Annotated in this window: 25 protein-coding genes and 1 pseudogene; 9 read left to right on the top strand and 17 right to left on the bottom strand. The window is 61.9% G+C overall.

Going from position 1 to position 25,029, the window contains the following annotated elements; genetic code table 11:
• Positions 1 to 2 precede the first annotated feature (2 nt).
• The 7 genes and pseudogenes from E3T31_RS11430 to E3T31_RS11405 all read right to left on the bottom strand — a co-directional run bounded on the left by E3T31_RS11430 (position 3) and on the right by E3T31_RS11405 (position 4,653).
• The gene (locus E3T31_RS11430) at positions 3 to 503 is read right to left on the bottom strand and encodes a hypothetical protein (RefSeq protein ID WP_134468814.1); all 501 of its coding nucleotides are present in this window, start codon (positions 501 to 503) and stop codon (positions 3 to 5) included.
• A 263-nt stretch (positions 504 to 766) separates the two neighbouring features.
• Positions 767 to 1,069 (bottom strand): hypothetical protein, encoded by a 303-nt coding sequence (locus E3T31_RS11425; RefSeq protein WP_134468813.1) that lies wholly within the window; start codon positions 1,067 to 1,069, stop codon positions 767 to 769.
• 230 nt (positions 1,070 to 1,299) lie between these two features.
• Positions 1,300 to 2,241, bottom strand: a complete 942-nt coding sequence (locus tag E3T31_RS11420) for an endonuclease/exonuclease/phosphatase family protein (protein ID WP_134468812.1) — start codon at positions 2,239 to 2,241, stop codon at positions 1,300 to 1,302.
• Positions 2,242 to 2,420: 179 nt separating this feature from the next.
• A complete protein-coding gene (locus tag E3T31_RS17845; protein ID WP_166788452.1) occupies positions 2,421 to 2,813 on the bottom strand; it encodes an alpha/beta fold hydrolase in 393 nt (130 codons plus the stop codon).
• A gap of 142 nt (positions 2,814 to 2,955) precedes the next feature.
• Positions 2,956 to 3,417, bottom strand: a pseudogene (locus tag E3T31_RS11415) (recombinase family protein); the annotation flags it as partial.
• 551 nt (positions 3,418 to 3,968) lie between these two features.
• Entirely contained in the window at positions 3,969 to 4,262 is a 294-nt protein-coding gene (locus tag E3T31_RS11410) for a putative quinol monooxygenase (protein WP_134468811.1), read from the bottom strand.
• Positions 4,263 to 4,296: 34 nt separating this feature from the next.
• Complete coding sequence (locus E3T31_RS11405; protein WP_134468810.1) at positions 4,297 to 4,653, bottom strand: DsrE family protein; 357 nt, start codon at positions 4,651 to 4,653, stop codon at positions 4,297 to 4,299.
• A gap of 71 nt (positions 4,654 to 4,724) precedes the next feature.
• Between E3T31_RS11405 and E3T31_RS18565 the strand changes: the two genes are divergently transcribed.
• Entirely contained in the window at positions 4,725 to 5,279 is a 555-nt protein-coding gene (locus tag E3T31_RS18565; RefSeq protein WP_134468809.1) for a TetR/AcrR family transcriptional regulator, read from the top strand.
• Between the two features lie 212 nt (positions 5,280 to 5,491).
• Here E3T31_RS18565 and E3T31_RS11395 read toward each other — a convergent pair whose 3' ends face one another.
• Together E3T31_RS11395 and E3T31_RS11390 are read right to left on the bottom strand one after the other, a co-directional pair.
• Entirely contained in the window at positions 5,492 to 6,853 is a 1,362-nt protein-coding gene (locus tag E3T31_RS11395; protein WP_241977853.1) for an NAD(P)/FAD-dependent oxidoreductase, read from the bottom strand.
• Positions 6,850 to 7,149: a thioredoxin family protein gene (locus E3T31_RS11390; protein ID WP_134468808.1), complete on the bottom strand. Its 300-nt coding sequence runs from the start codon at positions 7,147 to 7,149 to the stop codon at positions 6,850 to 6,852. The genes E3T31_RS11395 and E3T31_RS11390 overlap by 4 nt, the downstream gene beginning before the upstream one ends.
• A gap of 54 nt (positions 7,150 to 7,203) precedes the next feature.
• Here E3T31_RS11390 and E3T31_RS11385 point away from each other — a divergent pair, with 54 nt between their 5' ends.
• A complete protein-coding gene (locus E3T31_RS11385) occupies positions 7,204 to 7,608 on the top strand; it encodes a MerR family transcriptional regulator (protein ID WP_134468807.1) in 405 nt (134 codons plus the stop codon).
• Positions 7,609 to 8,395: 787 nt separating this feature from the next.
• Here E3T31_RS11385 and E3T31_RS11380 read toward each other — a convergent pair.
• The gene (locus tag E3T31_RS11380; protein ID WP_134468806.1) at positions 8,396 to 8,656 is read right to left on the bottom strand and encodes a hypothetical protein; all 261 of its coding nucleotides are present in this window, start codon (positions 8,654 to 8,656) and stop codon (positions 8,396 to 8,398) included.
• Positions 8,657 to 8,861: 205 nt separating this feature from the next.
• Between E3T31_RS11380 and E3T31_RS11375 the strand changes: the two genes are divergently transcribed.
• From E3T31_RS11375 to E3T31_RS11365, 3 genes are read left to right on the top strand one after another with little or no spacing between them, the layout of a single operon-like run.
• A complete protein-coding gene (locus tag E3T31_RS11375; RefSeq protein ID WP_241977852.1) occupies positions 8,862 to 9,578 on the top strand; it encodes a GNAT family N-acetyltransferase in 717 nt (238 codons plus the stop codon).
• Positions 9,502 to 9,762 carry a type II toxin-antitoxin system Phd/YefM family antitoxin gene (locus E3T31_RS11370; protein ID WP_134468805.1) on the top strand — a complete coding sequence of 87 codons (261 nt, stop codon included), beginning with the start codon at positions 9,502 to 9,504 and terminating at the stop codon, positions 9,760 to 9,762. Before E3T31_RS11375 ends, E3T31_RS11370 begins: the two co-directional genes overlap by 77 nt.
• Entirely contained in the window at positions 9,759 to 10,019 is a 261-nt protein-coding gene (locus E3T31_RS11365; RefSeq protein WP_134468804.1) for a Txe/YoeB family addiction module toxin, read from the top strand. The genes E3T31_RS11370 and E3T31_RS11365 overlap by 4 nt, the downstream gene beginning before the upstream one ends.
• 911 nt (positions 10,020 to 10,930) lie before the next feature.
• On the opposite strand, the gene E3T31_RS11355 is transcribed toward E3T31_RS11365, so the two are convergent.
• Genes E3T31_RS11355 through glyA form a run of 6 tightly spaced genes read right to left on the bottom strand, consistent with a single transcriptional unit; the run spans position 10,931 to position 18,820 of the window.
• The gene (locus E3T31_RS11355; RefSeq protein ID WP_134468803.1) at positions 10,931 to 12,304 is read right to left on the bottom strand and encodes an L-serine ammonia-lyase; all 1,374 of its coding nucleotides are present in this window, start codon (positions 12,302 to 12,304) and stop codon (positions 10,931 to 10,933) included.
• The gene (locus E3T31_RS11350) at positions 12,295 to 12,957 is read right to left on the bottom strand and encodes a sarcosine oxidase subunit gamma (RefSeq protein WP_134468802.1); all 663 of its coding nucleotides are present in this window, start codon (positions 12,955 to 12,957) and stop codon (positions 12,295 to 12,297) included. Before E3T31_RS11350 ends, E3T31_RS11355 begins: the two co-directional genes overlap by 10 nt.
• Positions 12,950 to 15,898: a 2Fe-2S iron-sulfur cluster-binding protein gene (locus E3T31_RS11345; protein WP_134468801.1), complete on the bottom strand. Its 2,949-nt coding sequence runs from the start codon at positions 15,896 to 15,898 to the stop codon at positions 12,950 to 12,952. The genes E3T31_RS11350 and E3T31_RS11345 overlap by 8 nt, the downstream gene beginning before the upstream one ends.
• Positions 15,895 to 16,242, bottom strand: coding sequence for a sarcosine oxidase subunit delta (locus E3T31_RS11340; protein ID WP_134468800.1), 348 nt, complete (start codon positions 16,240 to 16,242; stop codon positions 15,895 to 15,897). Before E3T31_RS11340 ends, E3T31_RS11345 begins: the two co-directional genes overlap by 4 nt.
• A 32-nt stretch (positions 16,243 to 16,274) precedes the next feature.
• A complete protein-coding gene (locus E3T31_RS11335; RefSeq protein WP_134468799.1) occupies positions 16,275 to 17,495 on the bottom strand; it encodes a sarcosine oxidase subunit beta family protein in 1,221 nt (406 codons plus the stop codon).
• Positions 17,492 to 18,820 carry a serine hydroxymethyltransferase gene (glyA, locus tag E3T31_RS11330; RefSeq protein WP_134468798.1) on the bottom strand — a complete coding sequence of 443 codons (1,329 nt, stop codon included), beginning with the start codon at positions 18,818 to 18,820 and terminating at the stop codon, positions 17,492 to 17,494. Before glyA ends, E3T31_RS11335 begins: the two co-directional genes overlap by 4 nt.
• A 133-nt stretch (positions 18,821 to 18,953) precedes the next feature.
• On the opposite strand from glyA, the gene E3T31_RS11325 reads away from it, so the two are divergent.
• Entirely contained in the window at positions 18,954 to 19,616 is a 663-nt protein-coding gene (locus tag E3T31_RS11325; RefSeq protein WP_134468797.1) for a GntR family transcriptional regulator, read from the top strand.
• Positions 19,617 to 19,642: 26 nt separating this feature from the next.
• On the opposite strand, the gene E3T31_RS11320 is transcribed toward E3T31_RS11325, so the two are convergent.
• Entirely contained in the window at positions 19,643 to 20,326 is a 684-nt protein-coding gene (locus E3T31_RS11320; protein ID WP_134468796.1) for a GntR family transcriptional regulator, read from the bottom strand.
• 120 nt (positions 20,327 to 20,446) lie between these two features.
• Between E3T31_RS11320 and purU the strand changes: the two genes are divergently transcribed.
• From purU to E3T31_RS11305, 3 genes are all read left to right on the top strand, one after another.
• Positions 20,447 to 21,361: a formyltetrahydrofolate deformylase gene (gene purU / locus E3T31_RS11315; protein WP_134468795.1), complete on the top strand. Its 915-nt coding sequence runs from the start codon at positions 20,447 to 20,449 to the stop codon at positions 21,359 to 21,361.
• A 56-nt stretch (positions 21,362 to 21,417) separates the two neighbouring features.
• Positions 21,418 to 23,910, top strand: a complete 2,493-nt coding sequence (locus E3T31_RS11310; protein ID WP_134468794.1) for an FAD-dependent oxidoreductase — start codon at positions 21,418 to 21,420, stop codon at positions 23,908 to 23,910.
• Positions 23,911 to 24,269: 359 nt separating this feature from the next.
• Positions 24,270 to 24,713, top strand: a complete 444-nt coding sequence (locus E3T31_RS11305; RefSeq protein ID WP_134468793.1) for a hypothetical protein — start codon at positions 24,270 to 24,272, stop codon at positions 24,711 to 24,713.
• The last annotated feature ends 316 nt before the right edge of the window (positions 24,714 to 25,029 follow it).

Below are 25,029 nucleotides of genomic sequence, written 5' to 3'. Positions count from 1 at the left end.
GCCTAGCCGGCGATCTTGTCGCCGCTGGGTGCCACCACCCACCAGACGTCGCCGACAGCCTGACCGGTGGTGTCACCGGCCGCCGCATCGCCAGCCCAGTAGTACAGCGGGAGACCGTTCAGGGTGACCTGCTTGGTGCCATCCGTTCGGGTGATCACGCCAACGGTACCGGTGACTCCGTCGACCGTCGGGGTGTCCGATTCCGCGACGACCGGCGGCCACTTAACGAGACAGTCACCCTCGCAGTTACTCTCACCGGAGTCGGCGACGTCCTTGTCGAACACGTACAGGGTCATTCCGGCGCTGTCGACGACGATCGTGCCGAGGTCGCTGTCGGCCGTTGCGAGTGTCGCGTCGGCGGCCGGTTCGGCTACTTCGCTTGACGAGCTCGACTCGTCTGCCGCTGGCGGCGTCGTGCCCTGCGAGCATCCGGTCAGTGCGAGGACGCTGATCGCCAGCGCCCCGACGACGGGCCCGACCTTGAGCCATATTTTGCTGTTCATGATTGCTTCCTTTTCTCGGTGCACTGCTTTGAAATGGTGCGTGATTGAGCGGTGCGTGATCACGTGGTGCGTAACGAGGGGCTACTTGAATTAGAACGAGATGCCATGCCGATTGGTTCAGCCCGGCAGAGCATATCCACTGAATCGATATCAGGCTGCAATCTTGCAGTCTGCGCCGACATAGGAACGCGGGTGTGCCGATAACCTGACGGCCCTTTCCCGAAGTGCCACAAGTTGGTCCTGTTCGGCAGCGGTCAGATTGGTCACGGCAGAGGAGATCGGCCAGAAGTCGACCTCGTCGAGATGTGCGTCCGGCAGAAGCATTCGCTTGATGTGACAGCGGCGCTTTCAGCCATCGCAGGAACGTGCCGCGAATCGTTTCTGATGTTTCCACCAGAATAAACAGGGACAAGTTTTACCAAATGCCGCGCATGAAAGCGGCGCGAGGTGAGTCGGCCCGTGCCGGTCATCTGCGCGATCGCTGCACGGCACGCGGCCTCCAGATCGTCGCCCGCCTGTGCTGCTTTTGCTGGGCAGCTTTTTTCTTTGCTGCAGGTGGTGCTCATGGTCTTCCTTTCGCCAGCAGATCTATGCCCCCAATTTAGGCGGGTGAAAGCGGATGTAGGCGCTGCATCCGGGCTGGTCAACTTCTTCGATCCAATACGACGCCGGGCCTCGGCGTTCTCGTCGCCTGGCGCGCCGACCCGAGCAGATCGCCGATGCGTCAAAGAGAGGATTCTGATCGTGGAATGCCTGAGCTCGCTCCCCGGTTTTGCACACGCTGAGAGAAGGTGGCTCATGGAGCCAGCTGGAATTCAACCCACAAGGGAAAGTGGTCAGAGATCCGCCAGGAGACCTCGGTGCGTGTCAGGCTGCCGAGCAGGTGTGGCAGAAAGTCGAACGAACCCGCCCGCAGGGTGTAGGTCAGGGAGGTCAGCAGGGATTTTCCGTCTGGGTCCGAGAACCATGCGATCTGGTCATAGAAGTGCCTCGAGGTGTCGTTGTCGAACACCGTTCGTGGGATGTCATTCAGCTCGGTCGGAGGCCACAGCCCTGTCGATACAAATGCTTCAAACAGCGGGTCACCAATGCGGTCGAGGTTGAAATCGCCCAGCACGAGAAGGTTTTGGTTCCATCGGTCGGTCCGATCCGCCCAGGCACGCATCCACTCCGCGAACGCCGTGATCTCCGGCAGTCGCGCAGTCGGGTCAGCCCCCCAGATGACGTGCACGGTGGTCAATGTGAATTCCGCTGAGCCGCGCACAAAACTGGCGGCGTACGGCGTTCGGGCGAACTGTTCGGCTGGCCCCTCGACCTGTGCTGGCAGCACGATCTCACCCACCAGTCCCGAAGGCTGCACCCGAGTCGAGTCATACAGAAACGTCAACCGTTCTCCGTTTCCTGGACCGCCCTCGGTGACGTCGGAGACGACCACTCTCCAGTCATCTCCGAGCAACTCGAGCAGAAATTGCAAGGCGGTTGTGTTGCGACGCACTTCTTGAACTGCGATCACATCAAAGCAGGCCACGACCGCAGCGATGCACGCGAGGGAGTACCAGTCCCGCTTGGGAGTATCCCCCGGTTCGGCGTGCCACTTGGCTGTCAGATCCCCCAATGCCCGAAGGTTCCAGGTCGCGATCAGTAGATCGGCGGGGTGCTTCGGCGGCACCACTGCGGCCAGCGCTGCTCTGAAAGCGATCAGGTTTTCCGCCACGTCGGGCGGCATCGTCGTCGTCATGATTTGTGAACCAAACTGCCCCGCCCACACGGATGGGCCGTACGGAACTCAGTAATGGAAATCTGAAAAGATCATATCTCCGCACACTCACGTACGTAAGGTAGCGGCCGCCGCCGGGAACGGTACTTTATCGAACTGGTGGCGACCGCATCTGCGCACCACTAGCCGGCATTGCGCAGTCAGTTCAGGACATACTCCGGAGCCGTGTCGGCGGCCTCGAGAGCGAACGCGAGGACCGATCCATCCATCCAATACAGCTCGGAGCCGGCAATATGCGCATGGGCATGCTCGGCGCTGGACGGCGGCAACGTGTTATCCGAGCGCGCGTGCACGATCAGCGCCGGGCACGTGACGCGATCCAGCGATGCCGGAGTGAACGGACGGAAGTCGTTCTCCAAGCCCCGCCGACGTCGTTTCGCACCGAGCGACGCGCGAAGCGTCGCCTCCAACTGCGCTGTGCGGCCGGGGACCGCCGCGAGCAGCGCAGCACGATCGGACGCGACCGCCTTGGTTTGGCTGCCCAATACGAGGAACAGTGCAGTGAGCGTCGGACTGGTCGCGTGGGTCAGCACCCAGATCGGCGCCCTGGTGAGGGTGTCCCGGGCTGCAAGGCGCGCCGCCAACGTCGAAATCGGGCCCGGAGTACACGGGGTCTGAGGAGGATCGGTACGGAAATTCACGTTTAGGCGCGCCGCCCTCTGCGAATTTGGGCTTCTCCTGTGCTTTGGAAAGCTTGGACCGTTTCCCTCGTAGGCGGCCCTTGGCTTTGGCGACGGCCATCCCTTCCCGGGTTTGTGCGCGGATCAGGTCGGCTTCGAATTCCGCGACCATGGCCAGGACGTTAAAGAGGAGCCGGCCGACGGAATCGGTGGGGTCGTGAATGGAGCCTCCGATGCTGAGCTTGACTTCGCAGCGGGTGAGTTCGTCGACAATGTCCTTTGCGTCGCGCAGGGATCGGGCCAGTCGGTCGAGTTTGGTCACGACCAGGGTGTCACCGTCCCGGCAGGCGGCTAGTGCTTCCCTGAGTCCGGGTCGTGCCCGGTTGGCGCCGGTCAGGCCTTGGTCGGTGAACGTCTTCTCTGGCGTCACACCAAGAACGGCCCGGGCGTTTCGCTGGGCGGTGAGGTCTTGGTCGTTGGTGGATACGCGCGCATAGCCTGTTAGCATGCCGGACATGCTTCTGGAATGCACCGTTTACCCCCTTGACCGACCATTTTCTCGGGCGGGTGTTACGGGAATCGGGCGTCCGCGGAACCATGCGTGTGGGTGTCATTTTCCGTACTCGGCTGCACAAATTTCAGTACTCGTTTGCACTGGTCATCCTGCCGGCATCGACCGTCGCTGTCATCCCGTATGGGGAACGTCTTGCGGACGCTTAGCCGGGAATGCCCTGGCGTCCCGGTGCGGCTAAGGGGCGCGTACTCGTATTTCCGATGGCGGTAAGGGCTCTATCAACGGATGCACCGGCAGTGCATACGAGGAACGTGATCGCGGTGGTCCAGCCAGCAGGGCCGGCCATCACAAAGCCTTGACCGCCTGCACGCTGCCCGTTACAGGCTCGCCGCAACGGCCACTAGGCCAACAAGTCCTGAGCATGCTCGGGGTCTCTGCCCTTGGACTCGCGCCTGCATCAGGCGTCGGCACCCTGCAGGCTCCACGTCCGTGACACGCGACACACAACGGCGCAGAGCCGAGGTCTGCCTCAGGTCTGCGCCGCATGGCGTGATTTAGATGTCGGTGGCGATCTCGAACTGCGAGACCTGCGGGGCGCTGACGAGGAGTGAGCCGAGTTCGGTCGCACCCGCGCCGGCGCGCCAGGCACGGTAGGCCGAGTCGGCTTCGGCCGAGGCCCATCGCTCCAGCAGGATCAGGTGGGAGGGATCTTCGGCATCGACTAGGACGTCGACACCGAGGCAGCCGTCAAATGCCCGGGTGCTGGTGAGGATGTCTCTCAGCATGGCCGGTGCATTGGCGACAGCCTCTGCTTTCAGACGAAGGTCGAGTAGAACGGTGAGTGTCATGGATGCTCCGATCAGGTGGGGTTAGCGTTAGCGTCTAGAAGCTGAGGATCTGGTAGCCCTGAACGACCAGGTTGCGTGTGCTCGCTTCGCCCTTGTAGTCGGTGAGTAATGGCCATCCGCCGGTTTCGATCGGGTCGGAGACCCCGTGGGAGCTGACGCAGAAACCGCAGGCACCCAGGATGTTGTCCTGAAGTGCGACGGCGAGCGGGTTCATCTTGTGCTTGGGGTCGGAGATGGCGGCCAGGGATTCGACGCCGGAGCCGTCGAAGACCACCACGACCTCGTCGCCGGCCTGCTTGAATTCGAGGGCGGTCTTGAGGCCGCGGTAAACGCGTGAGGTGTCGGAGCCGATGGGCTCGTAGATGACAACGGCGATCTTGAGTTCAGACATAAACATGTACCTCCTAGGTAGACCGATCTGGCCACTTTCAACTATACCGATCTGTCTGGTATTGTCCAATCATGGGATCCACGACTACCACTGCGACACGCAGCGCCCGGGAGCGCCTGCTGGCATCCGCGGCTCAGCTGTTTCAGGAACGCGGCATCAACGCGACCGGAATAGACCTCGTCGTTCGCAACGCAGGAGTAGCAAAGGCCAGCCTGTACAACAACTTCGCGAGCAAGGAAGCGCTCGTCGTCGCCTATCTGGAACAAGAGTTGGACGGCTGGGTTCAGCACTCGCGCTCCCTGGACGACCCGTCCGGCGCGCGCCCGGAGCGCGTGGCTGCCCTGTTCGAAGCGCTGGCGGTCTCAGTCGAAACCCACACCTTTCACGGCTGCCCGTTCACCAACGCGGTGATCGAGCTGCCCGAGTGCGTCAGCGTGCGCCGGGTAGCCGAACACTACCGTGAAGTCGTTCGCGCCCACCTCGCTTCCATCGCCGGCGAGGACCCAACCTCCACCTTGGTGTCTCGCCTCTTTCTGCTCTACGACGCGGCCATCACGGCCGCTAAAGTGGGCCGCGACGCTGGACTAGTGCGCCAGGCCAGCACCATGGCACAAGAACTCGTCTAAAACTCAGCTTCCAGGGAAGCGATCAATGAAGACATCAGCTACGTTGCGGGCATTCGAGCTCGACACCCGACCGGTGCACCCGCCCTCCCGGGTGGCGCCCGACCAACGCTGGGAGAAAGCGACCTCAGAACGCCGCCAAATAGCGCCAAAGACCACATACACGCATCGATGGGCGTGGGTGCTCCATGGACGGTCGTCTGCGGACACCTGGGTCAGAGCATGGAGCCAAGGTCGGAACCGACGGACGGATATGTCGCGGTCGCCGATTTTAGTTGTCGGGTGGTTAGGCCCAGCTTGATTGCGAGGCCGAAGATGTTGATCACTTCCGAGTAGCCGGGGCCGAGCAAATGTGCGCCGAGGATCTGATCGGTTGCTGTATCAATGATGACCTTCGTCGCCGCGATGGTCTCGCCGACTCGGTAATTGGCGTACCAACTGCTGGTGTCGTTATAGCGCACAGCGATATCACGGCCATCACGAACAGCTTCGTGCTCGAGCATGCCGACGCGGTTCAGCTCCGGGATCGTGAACACTGTGGTGGGGACGCCGGCATAGTCCGGCACGGTCATCGTGCCCTTGAGCATGTTGGATGCTGCCACCTTGCCCTCGAAAACGGCGACGGGCGTGAGGCGTTCTCCGGGGGTGTCGGCAGCGTCGCCGGCGGCGAAGACCGACGGATTGCTGCGGCTTTGCAGGTGTCCAAACACATCGATCCCCTTCGGGCCCCAGGCAATGTTCGCCGCCGCCAGATTCAGGCCGTCGATGTTGGGCACCCGGCCAGCGCCGTGCACCACCAGATCTGTCTCGACGACGGTCGTGACGCCGTGCTGCTCCACGCTCACTTGAAAGCCCGTGGCGGTGCGCGCCACTGCACTGACCGAGGTGCTGCGATTCACGCGGATGCCGGTTTGCTCACTGCGCTGCACGAGCAGATCGACGAGATCGGGGTCGAACGCCCGTAACGGGCGCGTGCCGTGATCGATGACCACGCAGTCCACACCAGCGCGGGCTGCGATGTGGGCGAACTCGAAGGAGACGAACCCGCCACCGACGAATACGATTCGGCCGGGAAGCTCCTCGAGGTTGAGAAAGTCGGTGCTGTCGATGAGGTGCTCGTGCCCGGGGAACTCGAGGGGGCGCGGTCGGGCACCGGTCGCGATGAGAAACCGCTTCGCCTGGTGCTGCACGCCACTAATGTCGAGGTGATGAGGTCCCGTGAAGTGGGCGGCACCGTGAAAAGTGCTCACACCGTTGCGCAGGAGTTCGTCTTCCATACTCTGGGGCACACCGTCGGTGAAGCCGCGCTTGTGACGCATCAGCGCCGCCCAGTCCAGTGTGAGCTCATTTTCGCTGATACCTTTGCCCTGCATCAGATGGGCGGCGTCGATTATTTCCGCTCCACGTCGGAGAATCTTTTTCGGGTCACACCCGCGCAGGGCACACGTGCCGCCATAAGGCAGGGCGTCAACGATGCCCACGCGCCATCCCTGTGCAGCGCACCTGTTGGCTGCTGTGGTGCCGGCCATTCCAGCGCCGATAACAAACAGGTCGTATTCATCAAACATGTCGCTCATGCTGTGGTGATCGCATCGCGCAATTGCCCCAGAGTGGGCGCGCCGGCCAATCCTGTCGGGGTCATGTAGATGCGGCAGGCCATTCCCACCGGTGCTGCCGGGTCAGGAAAAAGGTCTGTTCCCCCCACCAGGATGCTCGGGGATCCCCGAAAGAGCATTGCCTCTGCGTCTTCCAGATTCTCGACCAACCGCCGGGTCACGACGGTGCCGGGGTGTTCGACTGCGATCACCGCTAGCCGCTCAGCGGCAATTTTCCAGTTCGGGCACCCATCGAAGTACTGCAACGTAATATCCATGCCCTTACCGTAGACGTTGCACCATGGTGCAAGGTCAAGTGGTGGAATGAGACTATGCAGATTAGAGACCTGGCCATCGCGAGCGGCGCAACCGCACAGACCATACGGTTTTATGAGCGGCGCGGCCTGTTGGATCCCGCCGAACGTGCGGGAAACGGTTACCGCCGATACAACGAAGCGGCCCTCTCGCGCCTGCGGTTCATTCGGTCTGCCAAGACGGCTGGTTTAACCTTGTCCGAAATTGGCAGCATCATCACGGTGAGAGAAGCAGGCGAGGTGCCGTGCGGGCACGTCTTAGACCTTCTCGCGGCGAAGCTTGCGAATGTGCACCGCCGCCAACAAGAACTTTTACTTCTTGAAACAGAGCTGCAACACCTCATTGACGGGACCCAGCATCTCGATCCGGGCGATTGCGAAGCGGGCAGTGTCTGTCACCTCTTCACCCAAGCTCACCATTAGCCCACAACTTTCATTCACGCCATTAAGCGATGCGAATTCACCGCCATTTAGCGCTGCAATTCAGACGCGGAACCTGCGGACTGTCTTCGGCACATTGCCGAGGGACACAAGGGGGACTACAGCAAAATTGGTGCTCCCTCGGGCAAGAGCTGGGACACTTTCGCGAAGTGGTGCATCGGGCAAACTCTTGGTTCTCCGTCGAGTGCGACGTATCAAAAGTCCAACGCCACTTACCTGTACCAAGCGCCGGTTCAGATTTGGAACAACGGGACCCTTCAGAAGACTTATCAGAACCGAGTGTCAGCGCGCACAAGCGACTGGGTCATGGTGACCTCATACACTTCTCGAGCTTAGAGTTAGACATCATGCCAACTTCCGTCTCGAGCACTGAACTCCTTGATGAGCTTTTTTACTACCTCGACGAGTTCAGTCCGCCCATCTTTAGCGCCAATCGTTCGCTCACTGTCGTGTCCGTTTCAGCGCCGGACGCCAGTGAACCATCGCCGGTCTTGATTTCCGCTAGTGAGTTCTCATCGCTATACAGTGAGCTACTTTCATCCGCGGTAGACGATCCGGCTCCGGTCTCACTTCGAGTAAGGGCCTTCCGTCTGTTTTCGGTCTTGCTCCAGGAAGCAGCGTGGGATCTGTCGGACCCAGGTTCGCGAGGCTACAGACTAGCTAAAGGCAAGTTCATCCCCTGGGACTAGAGCTTGATCAGTGTCACACCGCACGCGAACGTCAGAAGACCGTGTGAGGCAGTAAGTCTTGTACCGGGCAAAGAACGCACTCAATTCGGCCGGTCGCTGCCGTTACTGGTGAGCAAGAAATTGGAGGCCGCTGCAGTTGCGGCGGCATGGACGTGCCGGTCGTGGGCATCAGAGCCGTGGAACGCGATGGACCCGTCAAAGTCGGCGATGATCTCGTCAAGGTTCTCGATGAGGTCATCGTCGAAACGACGGGTGATGTTTCCGTCGAGTTCAGGCTTCAAGCCCTGTCGAGCACGAACTATTTTGGTGACGACGTCAATCGTTGCGTGGAGCTGGAACATCTGCTGCGTCTTGTTGCGTACTAGGAAGAGCCAGTCACGCGTCGTTCGACTCGGCAAGACATCGGAGTCGACGAAGACTCTTTGAAGCATGAGCCTCAGAGTATCGGTTGAGCAACAGCCACTACTTGTGTCCCGGTCGAGGTTCGGCTACCGGGACACAGTATGTGCCGCGCGGTCGGGCCAGTCACGATGAGATGCTAGTTCTGTGGAATTGAACCAGAGCACCGATGCGCAAGCCGTTTTCATCCGCCCCTATGGTCAAGCGGATGCCGCAGACACATTGGCAATATTCCTTGCTGCGGTGACCGAGACCGCTGCCGCCGACTACTCGCCGGAGCAGATTCAGGCGTGGGGTCGGCCAGAAGCGCGAGATCTGCCCACCTGGCATGCGTCGATGCAGGAGCGGAACAGTTATGTGGCCACCGTGGATGGCGAACCAGCAGGCTTCTCCGATGTGAACCCTGCTGGGTATATCGACATGCTGTTCGTTGCCCCTCGATACCAGCGACAAGGGGTAGCACGACAACTGATCGGACGCGTTGAGGTCCACCCGCGTCAGGCGCAGCTGACAGAACTGATAGCCGACGTCAGCATCACAGCCCGCCCCTTCTTCGAGCGCCACGGATTCACCGTCGAGGTAGAACAGCACCCGGTGATGGGCGGCGTGTCGCTGACCAATTACAAGATGAAAAAGAAGCTCCTCGACAGCGCGGTGTGCCTGAGCGGGCAGCTTGTCTGCCACACCCAGGACCAGGCGAACACGGTCCGGGATCACCTACCACTGCACCTTGCCCTGACCCGCGCCGAACCGGGATGCCGTTCGTTTAACGTCACCCCGACGAGCGATCCGCTGGTGTGGCAGGTCGAGGAGTGCTTCGAGCACACAGCCGCCTTCAAGGCTCATCCAGCAGGTCAACGATGACCACACCGTTGTCGAGGTCGCCTCCCGGCACGGAAACGCGGTGATCATGTCGAAAGACGACTACGACGCGATAACCGAAACCGCCTACCTGTTTCGGAACCCTGCGAAGGCCGAGCGGCTGCTCACGGCGATCGAGCGGGTGCGGCGCGGAGAGTTCGAGCAGCACGACCTGACAACCGAGTGAGTCGGACTGTCGCCTTCGACCCGAATGGGTGGGACGACTACATCTACTGGCACACCCAGGACCGCAAGACTCTGAGGCGCATCAACCAGCTAGTCAGCGACGCGTTGAGCGATCCGTTCGCCGGGATCGGCAAACCTGAGCCCCTCAAGCACATCCTTGCCGGCGCGTGGTCCCGCCGCATCGACGACACGAAACGGCTGGTCTACTACGTCACGGATGACCACATCATCATCCTGCAAGCTCGCGACCGCTACTGACCCGAGGTCTACGTGTCCTGCAAGAGGTCCCCCTGTGACACGGCTCGGCCATCGGAATGACTGCTGCCGGTCTCTGGGTTCGGTTCTCCCGTTGCTGAGTTGCCTGGCCCGACAACACGATGATGCGGTCGATCTCGAGCGCATCGACCAGCGCTGCCATGGCGTCGCCCTGCTGCGCAAAAGGTCTGCCCCGTCGAAAGCGGTGTTCCCAGGTACCCAGGCCTGCTCGGAGCGATGATTCGGAACCCGTTCACGCGCAGGTACTCGACCACCACGAGCCCTTGATCCCACCCGCCGAGGGTGCCGTAGATGGCGAGAATCAGCTCGCCCCCGCCTCGCTCGGCGAACTCAACCGGTCCCGATGCCGTTGAAACGGTTCGCGGGATTTCCGCCAGGCACGCGCGGAAGTCTTTGGACGAGGGCGATCTCAGCGCGGTGGCCATGACCCACTATCGTTTCGACGGCGCGCGTGGTCAATGGCGCGAAATTCCGCGCGTGCAATTTCAGAGCGGATGCTGGCCCGCGCTCCCGACACAGGCTCGCACTCATCCGTGGCGAGCGCACTATTCGCCCGGGCGCCGTCGAGTGTCACCGCCGTGGCCTCGACGGTTGACCGAACGCTATCCGCGATGGAATGACGCGAGACGGCCGATCCGAGTATGAAACTGACAGGGATGGCCTTCGCCTCATGGCCGACAGTCGCCAGCTGGCAGCTGGCAGCTGGCAACCGACAGCCGACAGCGGATCAGCGCCAGCCCTGACCGCACCCTCGCCGGAGTCGACTCGATCACCGCGCTCGTACATGTACCTCGATCGAGACGAGCGCCATCGCGTCGCTCAAATCACTGTGCAGCATACCGGCACGGTGCCCGTCAGCGTCGGGATCGGCAACGGGCGGCGAGGATGCTCCTTCAGCACTCGATCACGTTCACGGCGAGGCCACCTCGGGACGTCTCCTTGTACTTGGTCATCATGTCGGCACCGGTGTCCCGCATGGTCTTGATCGCTTTGTCGAGTGATACCTTGTGGCTGCCGTCTCCGTGCAGGGCGAGGCGGGCAGCGTTGATGGCTTTCACACTGGCAATAGCGTTGCGCTCGATGCACGGGATCTGCACGAGCCCGCCCACGGGATCGCAGGTCAGGCCCAAATTGTGTTCGATTCCGATTTCCGCAGCGTTCTCCGCCTGGATGGGAGTTCCTCCCAGCGCTTCGCAAAGGGCGCCGGCGGCCATGGAGCAGGCCGCGCCAACTTCGCCCTGGCACCCGACTTCAGCGCCTGAGATGGACGCATTTAGCTTGAACAGGATTCCGATCGCCGCGGCCGTCAGCAGGAAACGCACGACACTGTCGTCGTCGGCCCCCGGGACGAACTTTACGTAGTAGTGCAGCACGGCTGGGATGATCCCGGCCGCCCCGTTGGTGGGCGCCGTGACGATCCGCCCACCGGCCGCATTTTCCTCGTTGACGGCCAGCGCAAAAAGATTCACCCATTCCATCGCCCGCAGGGGGTCGGTGGTGTCCTCCGGCGCCTGCAGCGCGCGGAACAGCCCCGGTGCCCGGCGCGTGACCTGCAGGCCACCAGGCAGAATACCGTCGGCAGCGCATCCGTTGGCCACGCACGTCTGCATGACGGACCAAATGTTCAGCAGCTTCGTGCGTAGCTCGATCTCCGTGTGCCAGGTGCGCTCGTTGGCCAGCATCACGTCGGAGATGCCGAGTCCCTCCCGGGCGCAGATTGCCAGCAGTTCATCGGCCGTCGTAAACGGATGCGGCAGGACGGTTTCGTCCACAACCACGCGATCCGCACCCACGGCATCCTCATCCACGACGAAGCCTCCACCGACGGAGTAGTAGGTGCGCTCCCGCACCACGCCACCATCGTGGCTCATGACCCGAAAGATCATGCCGTTCGGGTGTGCGGGCAATGATTTGCGCCGATGTAGGAGCACGTCCTCGGTGAAGTTGAAGTCGATGCCGTGCCGACCGGCCAGCATCAACCGTGCGTCGAGTGCGGCCGCCGCCACCTGGTCGTCGGCCGTTGCCGTGTCCACCGTTTCTGGGTCCTGGCCCTGGAGCCCTAGAACCACAGCCTTGTCCGAGCCATGGCCACGGCCGGTCGCACCCAGCGAGCCGAACAGCTCTGCCTGAACCCGCACGATTCCGTCGAGCAGACCGTCCCGAGCCAGACCCTCGGCGAAGCGTTTCGCCGCGCGCATCGGACCCACCGTGTGGGAGGACGAGGGCCCGATGCCCACGGAAAAAAGGTCCAACACGCTCAATGCCATGTCGTGCTCTCCGCTGCCGTGAACTCGCGCATACCGTCCAGGAGCCAGCGTCCCAGGTAGTCGGCAAATGATGCCCGAGGGAATACGCGGAACGTTTCGTTGTCAGTTTTCCACAGGACGACCGGAACGTTGCCGATCACGGTGGCGATTGCCACGCCGGTCGAGAAGGCGCGGGGATGCAAGTCGGCCGCGCAGCTCTTCTCCAACACTGCCCGGGCGGAGGGTCCGGCCAGTTCGAACGTCGTGCGGTTGCTGGAGAGATCGACGGTTTGTCCGGCTCCATCGCCGAGGGCCGCCACTAGCTCGGCAGCGAGTGTGCCGTCAAGTGCCTCCTCCTCGGCAACCAGCAGAAACTCGTCCGGCCCCAGCCACAGCACGGCCATTCCGTCGACCCCTGTGGTCACCTGCCCACACGCGGTCGGCAGCCCTCCGGTGACGGCGCCGATGCGGCGACCACCCTCGGAGAGCGGGTCGACACGGATGCCCACCATGACTTGGAACGGGATCTCCCGGAGGGAGACCCGAGCCTCGGCCGACGCGGTTTCAGCGAATTCCGCCCAAAGATGTTCCGCGGGACTGTGGCGACGCGCCGTCAGGTGCGTTTGGTGGACATCCGTTATTTGAGCATCCGTGCTTTCAATCGTGTTAACCATCTCGGCGCTTCCCTTCGGCATCAAAAAGTACTGTTTCCCCAACGACGACATCCACGAGCTCTGTTCCGAAGACGGCCACCAGGTGTTCCCCGATCCGGTCTCGACCGTTCGTGATCAGCGCGAGCCCGAAGGACCGGCCCAGAGCAGCACTGTGATAACTCGACGTCACAAAACCCTGCATCGGAACGGGTCCGACTGCGGGGGTGATGGGCACACCGTGGTCGACGAGTTGGGTACCTTCCGGCAACCGGATCGTCCCATCCGTGGGCATTACGCTCACCAGGTGTTTCCGGCCCTCCGAGCGCACACCGGCACGCTCGTATGAGCGTTTGCCGATGAAGTCCTTGACCTTGGACACCACCCACTCCATGCCCGCGTCCTGCGGGGTGACGGTACCGTCGGTGTCCTGGCCGACGATCGGGTATCCCTTTTCTGCGCGCAACACGTGCATGGTTTCCGTACCGTATGGGGTGATCTTGAACTCTGCGCCGGCCTCGGTCACGTCTTCCCAAGACTGCAGCCCGTACCAGGCCGGAACGTTGATCTCGTAAGCCAGCTCGCCGGAGAAGGAGATTCGGCAGATCCGAGCGGCAACGCCGGAGGCGAGCACCGTTTCGCGGAACGTCATAAAAGGGAAGGCCTCGGTAGACAGATCAAGCCCCGGCGCCAGCTTGCCGAGCACCGCACGGGACTTCGGCCCGACGACGGCGATCGTGGTCCATTGCTCCGTCACTGACGTGCAGCTCACGTCCAGATCCGGCCACTCGGTCTGCAGCCATTCCTCGAGCCAGTCCAGCACCTTCGCTGCACCGCCGGTTGTGGTGGTCATGAAGTAGCGGTCGTCATCCAGTCGAAGCGTCACGCCGTCGTCGAAGATCATGCCGTCGGGGGTGCACATGACGCCGTAACGGGCCGAGCCGGGCGCGAGCTTCTTGAAGGCATTGGTGTAAATGCGGTTGAGAAACTCCCCCGCTCCGGTGCCGCGGATTTCAATCTTGCCCAGAGTCGTGGCATCCATGTAGCCCACAGAGTCGCGCACAGCCGCGCATTCGCGCAGCACGGCAGCGTCCATGTCCTCGCCCGCAAGCGGGTAGTACCACGGACGTTTCCACTGGCCGACGTCCTCGAACAGCGCACCGCGCTGTTCATGCCAGGTGTGGATGGACGTCCGGCGAGCGGCGTCAAACAGGTCCCCGCGCTTTCGACCGGCCAAGGCCACGAACGACACCGGCGTGAACGGAGCACGGTACGTCGTGGTGCCGATCGAGCCGATGTCGGCGTCAACGGCGGTGCCCTGTCGGCGAAAAGCAGCAGCAATGACGCCGATCGCGTTCACACCAGAGGTCTTTCCCTGGTCATTGGCGGTGCTGATAGAGGTATAGCGCTTGATGTGCTCCACGCTGCGGAGCCCCGCCCCCGTAGACCGCCAGACATCGGCCACGCTTTGGTCGCGTTGAAAATCGACGAAGTGATGGATCCAGTCTGACGTCGTCCCTTTGGTTCCGCCGACCAGCCAGAGGGCACGGGTCGGCGCGACGGGCTGCGCCGGACGAGCGGGACGGGCCAACGTGGCGATGGCAGCAGCTACGGCCGCTCCCGTGGAGAATCCGGCGTTGACAGCGGCAATCGCTCCCGCGGATACACCCTCGGCGATACAGTCGGCCAGTGCATAGCTCCCCCGCGCTGCGCCGACGACCTGCTGGTCGCGAACCACCGTCGACGGTACGAATCCGACGAGATCCTGGTCCCAACGCACCTTGCCCTGGGCCTGACTGTGCAGGTGTACCACGGGGCTCCAACCGCCGGAGATTGCCAGTAGGTCAGCCTCGAATTCCTCAATGCCACCCACCGGCGCACCGTCGTCGTCGATCCCGGCGACCGAGACCCGCGCCAGGCGCTGCTCACCCACGGTGTCAACCACAGCACTGCCGTAGAGAACGCGTACGCCCGTTTTGGCCGTCACGAGCGCTGCGAGCGCCGACGGCGCTGGCCGAGCGTCGACTACCGCTGCCACCTCTATACCCACCGCACACAGGTCGGACGCGAGCAGGTATGCGCTGTCGTTTGTGGTCCCGATCACGACGCGGGAGCCCGCTGCCACACCGTACCGGTTGAGGTACGTGCGGGCAGCAGACGCCAGCATGATGCCGGGGCGGTCGTTGTTTTCGAAGACGATCGGTCGTTCGTGCGCGCCGGTCGCCAGCACCACCTGGTTCGCACGGATGTGCCAGATGCGGAGGTGCGAGACGCCGTCGGCCGGGGCCGTCTGCAGATGGTCGGTACGGTTCTCGACGGCGATGAGAAAGTTGCTGTCGTAGGAGCCGAACACCGTGGTGCGGCACAGGATCGTGCACTCGGGGATGCTGGCAAGTTCGGCTCTGATGTCGGCGACCCACTCGAGGGCATCGACGCCGGCTACCTGCTCATCACGGCCGGAAAGCAGTGCTCCGCCCAGCTCGGGCTGGTCGTCGATGAGGATTATGCGGGCGCCAGTGCGGGCCGCCTCCCGTGCCGCTGCCAGCCCGGCTGGACCGCCGCCGACCACAAGAACGTCGGCGTGAACATACTTCTTGTCGTACACCGCTTTGTCATCGCTCGGGTCGAGCTGACCCAGACCGGACAGGAATTCAGCCTCAAGACCGTCAACCAGCTCCACGGTCGTGGTTGGGAGCATAGATTCGGCGACGTGGCCGGGGAATCGTCCCGCCACCTTGACCAGCGCATTGGACTCCTCCACGCCGGCGGACATGATGCCGCGCGGTCGGTTCCCATACAGAGAATTGCCAACCGACACGCGGCCTGCGGCGAGCAGCGCGGAGGCCAGAGTATCGCCAGGATGGCCAGCGTACCCGACGCCGTCCACGGTGAAGTTGAAGACCGTACCGCGGTCAATTCGTCCGCCATGGCTGAGCCGATTGGATTGAGTGTGCTGACCGGTCATAGCTGGACTCCTTCCGGTGCTGCTTGGCGGATGCTACTCCTGGCGAGACCGGTCGGGGGTTGCGACGTCCGCAGGGCAGGCGGCTCCTGGCCAATGCGATAGACGGCCGTGATGTCATAGCTCACGGTGTCCCGGAGCATATTGAACCACTTTCGGCATCCCGCACTGTGCACCCATCGCTCCGCAAAGAGCCCTTTCGTGTTCTGGCGGTAGAAGAGGTACTCCGCCCACTCCCGGTCGGTGAGTTCTGCCGGATGCTCGGGGTAGGCCACGTGGGCTTGTCCCCCATAGTGAAATTCGGTTTCGTTGCGCGGCCCGCAGTTGGGGCATGGAAACAGCAGCATGGCGTGCTCCTTACGTTCTGAGGGGTCGATTTCTAGTGAGCCACGGCGGCGGCGCCGTGCTCGTCGATCAGGGCGCCAGTTTCGAAACGTTCCAGAGAGAACGGCTTGTTCAGGGCGTGCGGGGCCCCGGTGGCGATGGTGTGGGCGAAGGTCAGGCCGGCTGCCGGTGTTCCCTTGAATCCGCCGGTTCCCCACCCGCAGTTCACGAACATATTTTCAACCGGCGTGGTCCCGATGATGGGTGAGGCATCCATTGTGGTGTCGACGATGCCGCCCCAGGTGCGCAGCACATGCGCCCGGGCGAAGATCGGAAAAAGCTCGACGGCGGCGGCCATCTGCTCTTCGATGACGTGGAAGGATCCTCGCTGGCCATAGCCGTTGTAGGAGTCGACTCCGGCCCCCATCACCAGTTCGCCCTTATGGGCCTGGGAGACATACACGTGCACTTGGTTCGACATCACCACCGTCGGGTGCACGGGTTCGTGCAGCTCGGACACCAATGCCTGCAGCGGGTGGGACTGGATCGGCAGCCGAAACCCCGCCATTTCGGCGAGCAACGAACTGTGTCCGGCCGCGCACAGTCCCACTTTGCCGGTGCTGATGGTGCCACGGCTGGTTTCCACGCCGGTGACCCGCTCGCCGTCTTTGATGAAGCCGGTGACCTCACAGTTCTGGATGATGTCGACCCCCAGCTCGTCGCATTTGCGGGCAAACGCCCACGCCACGTGATCATGCTTGGCGATGCCAGCCCGGGGTTGGTAGGTGGCACCCATGACCGGGTAACGGATGTTGTCGCTGATGTTCAGGATCGGGCAGAGTTCCTTCACCTGCTTCGGGTCGAGCCATTCGGCGTCGACCCCGTTGAGTTGGTTGGCGCCGACCCGACGGATGCTTTCACGAACGTCCCCAAGAGTATGGGCGAGGTTCATGACGCCACGCTGGCTGAAGAGAAAGTCGTATTCGAGTTCTTCCGGCAGGATCTCCCAGAGTTTGAGCGATTGCTCGTAGATGGCTGCGCTCTCATCCCACAGGTAGTTAGAGCGGATGATGGTGGTATTGCGGGCCATATTCCCGCCCGCCAGCCAGCCCTTCTCCAGGATCGCGATGTTCGTCATCCCGTGATTCTTCGCCAGGTAATACGCCGTCGCCAACCCGTGACCGCCGCCACCGATGATCACGGCGTCGTACGACTTCTTGGGATCGGGGTTGTGCCACAGGAACTCCGGGTGCTCCTTCAGCTGTTGGGTACTCACTGGGCGACTCCGCTCAGCACGGCCACGATTGGTTCTTCGGACGATACCGGCGCGGACAGCTGCGGATACAGCGGAAATTTCTCTGTCAGCTTCCGAACCCGCTCGCGCAACAGGATCGCGGAATCCTCACTCAGGTCACCCGAAATGGCGGCCGCGATAATGTCAGCGACCTCGGTGAATTCGGCACGGCCAAATCCGCGGGTGGCCAGTGCCGGTGTGCCGATCCGCAGCCCGGAGGAAATCATGGGCGGCCTCGGGTCGAACGGAACGGCGTTACGGTTCACGGTAATGCCGATGCGGTGCAGCCGATCCTCGCCTTGCTGGCCGTCAAGGGCGGAGTTGCGCAGGTCGACCAACACGAGGTGCACGTCCGTGCCGCCGCCCACCACAGAGATTCCGTATTCCGCGACTTCCGGGGCGAGCAGACGTTCGGCGAGGATTTTGGCACCCTCGAGGGTGCGTTCCTGGCGCTCGCGGAAAGCTTGCGTGGCGGCAATTTTGAAGGCGACCGCCTTCGCGGCGATGACGTGTTCCAACGGGCCGCCCTGCTGACCGGGAAACACCGCGCTGTTGATCTTTCGTGCCAGAAACTCACGGCTGAGGATCACTCCGCCCCGAGGGCCACCCAGGGTCTTGTGTGTCGTCGTGGTGACGACGTCGGCGTACGGAACCGGGTTCGAGTGCAGACCAGCAGCTACCAGCCCGGCGAAGTGCGCCATATCCACCATGAGATATGCGCCGGCGAGGTCTGCGATGCGGCGGAACTCCGCAAAATCGAGCTGTCGGGTGTATGCGGACCACCCGGCCACGATCAGCTTGGGTTGGTGTTCCAATGTCAGCGCTTCCAGTTCGGCCATATCCACGGTCATGTCTGATTCGCGCACGTGGTACGCAATGGCGTTGTACAACTTGCCGGAGAAATTCAGCCGCATGCCGTGAGTCAGGTGCCCGCCGTGGGACAGGTCCAATCCCAGGATGGTGTCGCCTGGGTTTAGGAGCGCCGCCATGGCGGCAGCGTTCGCCTGCGCGCCCGAGTGTGGCTGCACGTTGGCGGCCTCGGCACCAAAGAGTGCCTTCACTCGGTCGATCGCAAGCTGTTCAATCACGTCAATGTGCTCGCAGCCACCGTAATAGCGCTTGCCCGGGTAACCCTCCGCGTACTTGTTGGTCAGTACCGAGCCCTGTGCTTCCATGACGGCTGCGGGGGCGAAATTTTCAGAGGCGATCATTTCCAGTGTCGATTGCTGACGAGCCAGTTCTCGAGTGATGGCCTCGCCGACCTCGGCATCTACGCTGGACAGAGTACCGGTGAGCACATCGGCCATGGGTTAGCTCCTTGCAAATCGCCGCTAATACGTAACTATTAGCCAATTGATATATTAGATTAAGTGCAACAATATAGTGCGGCCAGTTCGACGTCAAGGACTTCCTCTGGGGCAAGCGACCCGAGGAGAAACCATGACGAACGCTACAGCAGCGGCTGAGCCAGATCTGTCGTTGTCAGAGCATGCCTACCGCAGTCTGCGCGACCAGCTGATCATGCTGGAGATACGCCCGGGCGATGCCATCAACGATTCGGCCCTGGCGGCGAGCCTCGGTATTGGGCGCACCCCCGTGCGCGAGGCGCTCAAGCGACTCGAGAGCGATCACCTCGTCGTCTCGTACCCGCGCCGCGGAACTTTTGCCACTCGCGTCGACTTCACCGAGTTGGCAGACATTTCGGAGATCCGCCAATTACTGGAGCCACTCGCGGCCCGACGTGCGGCGCGGAACGCCACGGCGCCAATGCGCGCAAAATTCCGAGATTTAGCCGCTAATATTGCCCGTTCAGAACCTGGCGACTCGGACCAGCATGACCTGATGCGCTTTGACATCAAAGTACACCGGCAGATCTATGCCGCAGCCGGCAATGCGCATCTGGAAGACGTGCTGATCCGGTACGACAACCTGGCAACGCGCATCTGGTGTCTGGTGCTCGACAAGATCCCGTCCGTGGCCGGGCACATCACCGAGCATGTCAAGCTGCTCCAGGCCATCGCCGACGGTGACGGCGAACTTTCCGCTGGGCTGGCCCTCGAGCACGTGACCAACTTTGAGAAGACCATCCGCACCGCCCTTTAAACGGTTCCTGGTGGGCGGCGCCTGCCTCAGGCGGCGAAAAGAGCTTCGCGGACCGCCTGCTCGAAGCCACTCACGTGGATCCGCGCGAGTTCGGCGGCACCTGCCTCATCTCCGTCGATAACGGCACGGAGCAGGTCCACATGCTCATGGACATGCCGGGACAGGTCGGGCAGGCGATCCAGGACCATGCACCAGATGCGTGTCGCAAGATTGTCGTAGCGGATCAGGACATCTTCGAGGTGGGGATTGGCGGCCGCCGCATAAATGCCGCGGTGCACGCTGGCGTCCAACCGCAGTGTTTTGACGACGGACGCTGCGCTCGCGTCGAATCCCTCGACGGCGCGCATGACCTCCCGCAACTGTTCCCTGGCAGACACCGTGGCCACGCGGGCAGCCCGGGAAGCGGCAAGGGGTTCCAGCTGCGTGCGGATTTCGGAAATGAACGCAAGGTCAGTAACGTCCACGCGGGTCGCGAAAGTTCCTCTCCGCGGGTAGGACACAACGAGGCGATCGAGCTCCAGCCGTTTCAGGGCTTCGCGCACCGGCGTGCGCCCGACGCCCAAGTCTTTGGCGAGCTCGCCATCACTAAGTAGATCACCAGGCTTGATGTCCAGAGTCAGCAGCCGATCGCGAACGCGTTCGTAGGCTATATCCGCCAACGACCTCCGTGCGGCATCAGCACCAGCACTCACCCAAGCTTCAACCGCCATTCGCTGACCCCTTTCAAATCGAGCAAGAAGGCTATTGACCTATCTCAGTCGCCAGTATACGCTGATCACCAAATCAGATATATCAGTAAAGGTACTGCTAATATATATAAGGGCGGAGACATGACGCTAATGGCGACAGACTCATCTACCAGCACACTGCCTCAATCGGAGGTTCTTGGGCAAGAGCAGGCGAAGAAGTTCGTCCTCACATTGTCGTGCGTCGAACGCGCAGGCATCGTCCACGGGGTCACCACGTTCCTGTTCGAGCGTGGCTTCAACATTGAAGAACACCAGCAGTTCGATGACGGCCTCCGAGAGACTCTGCATCTCCGCACCGCATTCTCGGGCGCTTCTACTTACACCCCGGACGGTCTCGAGGAAGAATTCCGATCGATTGCTGCCCGCTTCGACATGAAATTTAGCTTTCATGACGAGACGAAGCAACGCATCCTGGTCATGGTGTCCAAGTTCGGGCACTGCCTGAACGACTTGCTCTTTCGCTGGCGGGGCGGAAGCCTCCACGGCGACATTGCCCTTGTGGTTTCCAATCATGAAACCCACCGGGCAATGGTTGAGGCCGCCGGCGTCCCCTTCATCTACCTCCCGGTGACCCCCGCGACCAAATTGGACGCCGAGCGGCGCCTACTGGAACTGGTGGAGGAGCAGAAAATCGACCTCGTCGTGCTTGCCCGGTACATGCAGGTTCTGTCCGATGACCTCTGCCGCTCGCTGGAAGGCCGCGCTATTAACATCCACCATTCCTTTCTCCCGGGATTCAAGGGCGCACGCCCGTACCACCAGGCCTACGACCGTGGCGTAAAGCTGGTGGGCGCCACGGCCCACTACGTCACTGCGGAACTCGATGAGGGGCCAATCATCGAACAGGAAGTCATCAGGGTCGACCACAGCTATGGGCCGACCGCTCTTTCAACAGTCGGACGGGACGCCGAAGCACTGGCACTCTCCCGGGCCGTGCGCTGGCACTGCGAACACCGTGTACTTCTGGATCGGAACAGCACCGTCGTGTTCCGGTAAGTAGAAGCCACCAAACCAGCAGGTATTGACACACAAAAATCAGGAGGAGAAACCACATGGCATCGACGCCAAGCATTGTCATTATCGGAGCTGGAATAGTCGGAACGAACCTGGCCGATGAACTCGTCACCCGGGGTTGGAACAACATCACTGTGCTGGACCAAGGGCCGCTGCACATGCCCGGGGGCTCAACGTCCCACGCCCCCGGTCTCGTCTTCCAGACAAACGCCTCGAAATCCATGGCACTCTTCGCCAAATACACGGTGGAGAAGCTACTCTCCTTGACCGAAGACGGCGTCAACTGCTTCAACCAGGTCGGCGGCCTCGAAGTTGCCACCACCGAGACCCGTCTCGCTGACCTGAAGCGAAAGCTCGGGTACGCAGCATCGTATGGAATTACCGGAAAAATTCTTTCACGTGAAGAGTGCATGGAGCTCTACCCGCTCCTGAACGAGGAAGATATCCTCGGTGGACTTCATGTTCCCAGCGACGGCCTGGCCAACGCCGCCCGCGCCGTTCAGTTGCTGATCAAGCGCACGGAAGCCGCGGGCGTCCAGTACCTGGGCAACACCACGGTCACGGGTATCGAACAGTCCAGCCGGCGCGTCACAGGTGTCCAGACGTCCGACGGTGTTATACCCGCGGACATCGTGGTTTCCTGCGCAGGCTTTTGGGGGGCCAAGATCGGCGAAATGATCGGCATGTCCGTTCCTCTTCTACCCTTGGCCCACCAGTACGTCACGACCACTCCGGTACCAGCATTGAAGGGCAAGAACAGCCTGCCCAACGGGGCCTCCTTACCCATCCTGCGACACCAGGACCAGGACCTGTACTACCGCGAGCACGGCGAGCGCTACGGCATCGGTTCCTACGCCCACCGCCCAATGCCCGTGGACCTCGACGAACTCGGCACCTTTGAGCCCGCCACGATCAGCGAACACAACATGCCCTCCCGGCTGGACTTCACCGTGGATGACTTCCTTCCGGCCTGGGAGGCCACCAAGCGGATCCTGCCCGCGCTTTCGGAAAGCAATATAGAGGATGGCTTCAATGGCATTTTCTCCTTCACCCCCGACGGCGGATCCCTGGTGGGCGAGTCCAAGGAGTTGGACGGCTTCTTCGTTGCCGAAGCCGTGTGGGTGACCCACTCTGCCGGTATCGCCCGCGCCGTTGCCCAGCTGCTGACCACCGGAAGGTCGGAGATCGATCTGGGTGATTGTGATATTCACCGCTTTGAAGAGGTCCAGTTAACCCCGGAATACGTCAGCGAAACATCACAGCAGAATTTCGTCGAAATCTACGACGTCCTCCACCCACTCCAGTCCAAGCTGTCCCCCCGCAACCTCCGCGTGAGTCCGTTCCACGCGCGCCACAAGCAGTTGGGCGGGTTCTTCCTGGAGAGCGGCGGATGGGAACGCCCCTACTGGTTTGAAGCAAACGCGGAGCTGTTGAAGGAGATGCCGGACAGCTGGCTGCCGCCAGCTCGCGACGCGTGGTCGGGGATGTTCAGCTCGCCCATTGCTGCCGCGGAAGCCTGGAAGACCCGCACGGCAGTTGCCATGTACGACATGACTCCGCTCAAGCGCCTCGAGGTCTCCGGCCCGGGCGCTCTGAAGCTGCTGCAGGAACTCACCACCGCGGACCTGGCCAAGAAGCCCGGTGCAGTCACGTACACCCTCCTACTGGACGACGCCGGCGGCATCCGAAGCGACATCACCGTGGCCCGGTTGAGCGAAGACACCTTCCAGCTCGGAGCCAACGGAAACATCGACACTGCCTACTTTGAGAGGGCAGCCCGCCATCAAACTGAAAGCGGGAGCGCCAGCGACTGGGTACAGGTGCGCGACACGACGGGCGGCACGTGCTGCATTGGCCTCTGGGGGCCCCTCGCTCGGGACCTGATCAGCACCGTCAGCAGCGATGATTTCAGCAATGAAGGTCTCAAATACTTCCGCGCCAAGAAGGTAGTCATCGGCGGCGTCAACGTAACGGCCATGCGCTTGTCCTACGTCGGCGAACTGGGCTGGGAACTCTACACAAGTGCCGACAACGGTCAGCGCCTCTGGGATGCGCTCTGGAAGGCCGGCCAGCCTCACGGTGTCATAGCGGCGGGCCGTGCAGCTTTTGGTGCGCTGCGTCTTGAAAAGGGTTACCGATCCTGGGGCACGGACATGACGACCGAGCACGACCCCCTGGAAGCCGGACTGGGATTCGCCGTGAAGATGGCCAAGGCATCCTTCGTCGGAAAAAAAGCGCTGGAAGGCCGTAGCGAGGAAAACTCCGAACGGAACCTGTGCTGCCTGACGGTCGACGACGGCCGGAGTATCGTCCTGGGCAAGGAACCGGTGTTTTACAAGGACCAGGCGGTTGGCTACGTCACCAGCGCCGCCTACGGCTACACCGTCGCTAAACCGATCGCCTACGCGTACCTTCCGGCGGCTGTCACTGTCGGGGACTCTGTTGAGATCGAGTACTTCGGCCGGCGCATTCAGGCCACGATCACCGCAGATCCGCTCTACGACCCCACGATGTCCAGGCTGCGCGGCTAACGCCCCGCCGGGGGCCATCCAGGTTGTTGAGTACGCGCACATCTGTGAGTCGATGCGCGGTGTCCGCAAGCTCGGGACGAAGACCATCACCTAGCCGTCCGCGGGGAGCTAAATCTACTGGCGGCTCGGGCTGAAGCGCTCAGCCGTGATATGCGGGCGCTAAGAAATCTCTGGACACGCATCCGGTTCTGCAATACGCTGCTTCTGATATATCTGAAATGGTGATTGAGGCATATCAGTCGTCGAAGGCAGCATCATGATCATCGAATCGGACGAGGTCCTCAACCTTCTGCCCGATCTGACTACCAAGGGCCATATCTAACCGCAGGCCCCTGCCACACCGAACAAAGGACACGCTTATGCACTCTAGTAGTGACCTGAAATCCCATACACCCAAGGACTTGCCTGCTAACAAAGATGTGGCAGAAACTACGCGCAACGAAGAACTTGAAAGTGTCGGCAAGAGTAAAGCATTCATTAGTGCATCCGGCGAAGTAGACAGAAACCTCGCTGTCCTCGATCCGGACGAAGGAGGCGCACACCCCTTGCCGGACGTCGAGAACGAGCAAATCCTTGAAGAGTTGCGCCATGCCAAGACCGAACAGGCAGTTGCGGATCGCCGGAACCACAAGCTCGTCCTCGACAAGATCACGTTCGGAATCACCGGCGTCATCGCCATTGCCTTTGTTGTCTGGGGCTTCGTGGGACGCGACAGCCTGTCCGCCACGTCGACGGGCAGTATTCCAACCCTCGAGCCCCAGCATCCCAACCCGGACCCGGACCCGGACCCGGACAGAAAATAGCTTCGCACCTTCAATACCAGTCCACCTTGGCGGCAACCGGCTTGTTCCGGCCCATGCCGCCCAGGCACACCGACCCCCAACGCATAGCAAGGGTATCTACATGTCCCAGCTCCGAGACCAACAAGAGACTCTACGGATTAACAGCGCAGGTAAGGAGTTCGTGGATATCCAGTTGGAGTGCTCAAATCCAGTCACTGTTCAGCTGCAACTGGATGGCGGCTGCAATTGCCAACACGAGCACGGGAACCGCCCGGGCTCGTATGTTGACAGTGACCTCGGTCCTCGTTGACTGCGGCGGCGTCCCGCGCCCTGATTA

Source organism: Cryobacterium sp. TMS1-13-1 (assembly GCF_004403125.1).
GTDB lineage: Bacteria > Actinomycetota > Actinomycetes > Actinomycetales > Microbacteriaceae > Cryobacterium > Cryobacterium levicorallinum.
Note: the sequence above shows the minus strand (reverse complement) of the source record. Positions and strands in the feature narration are given on the sequence as shown.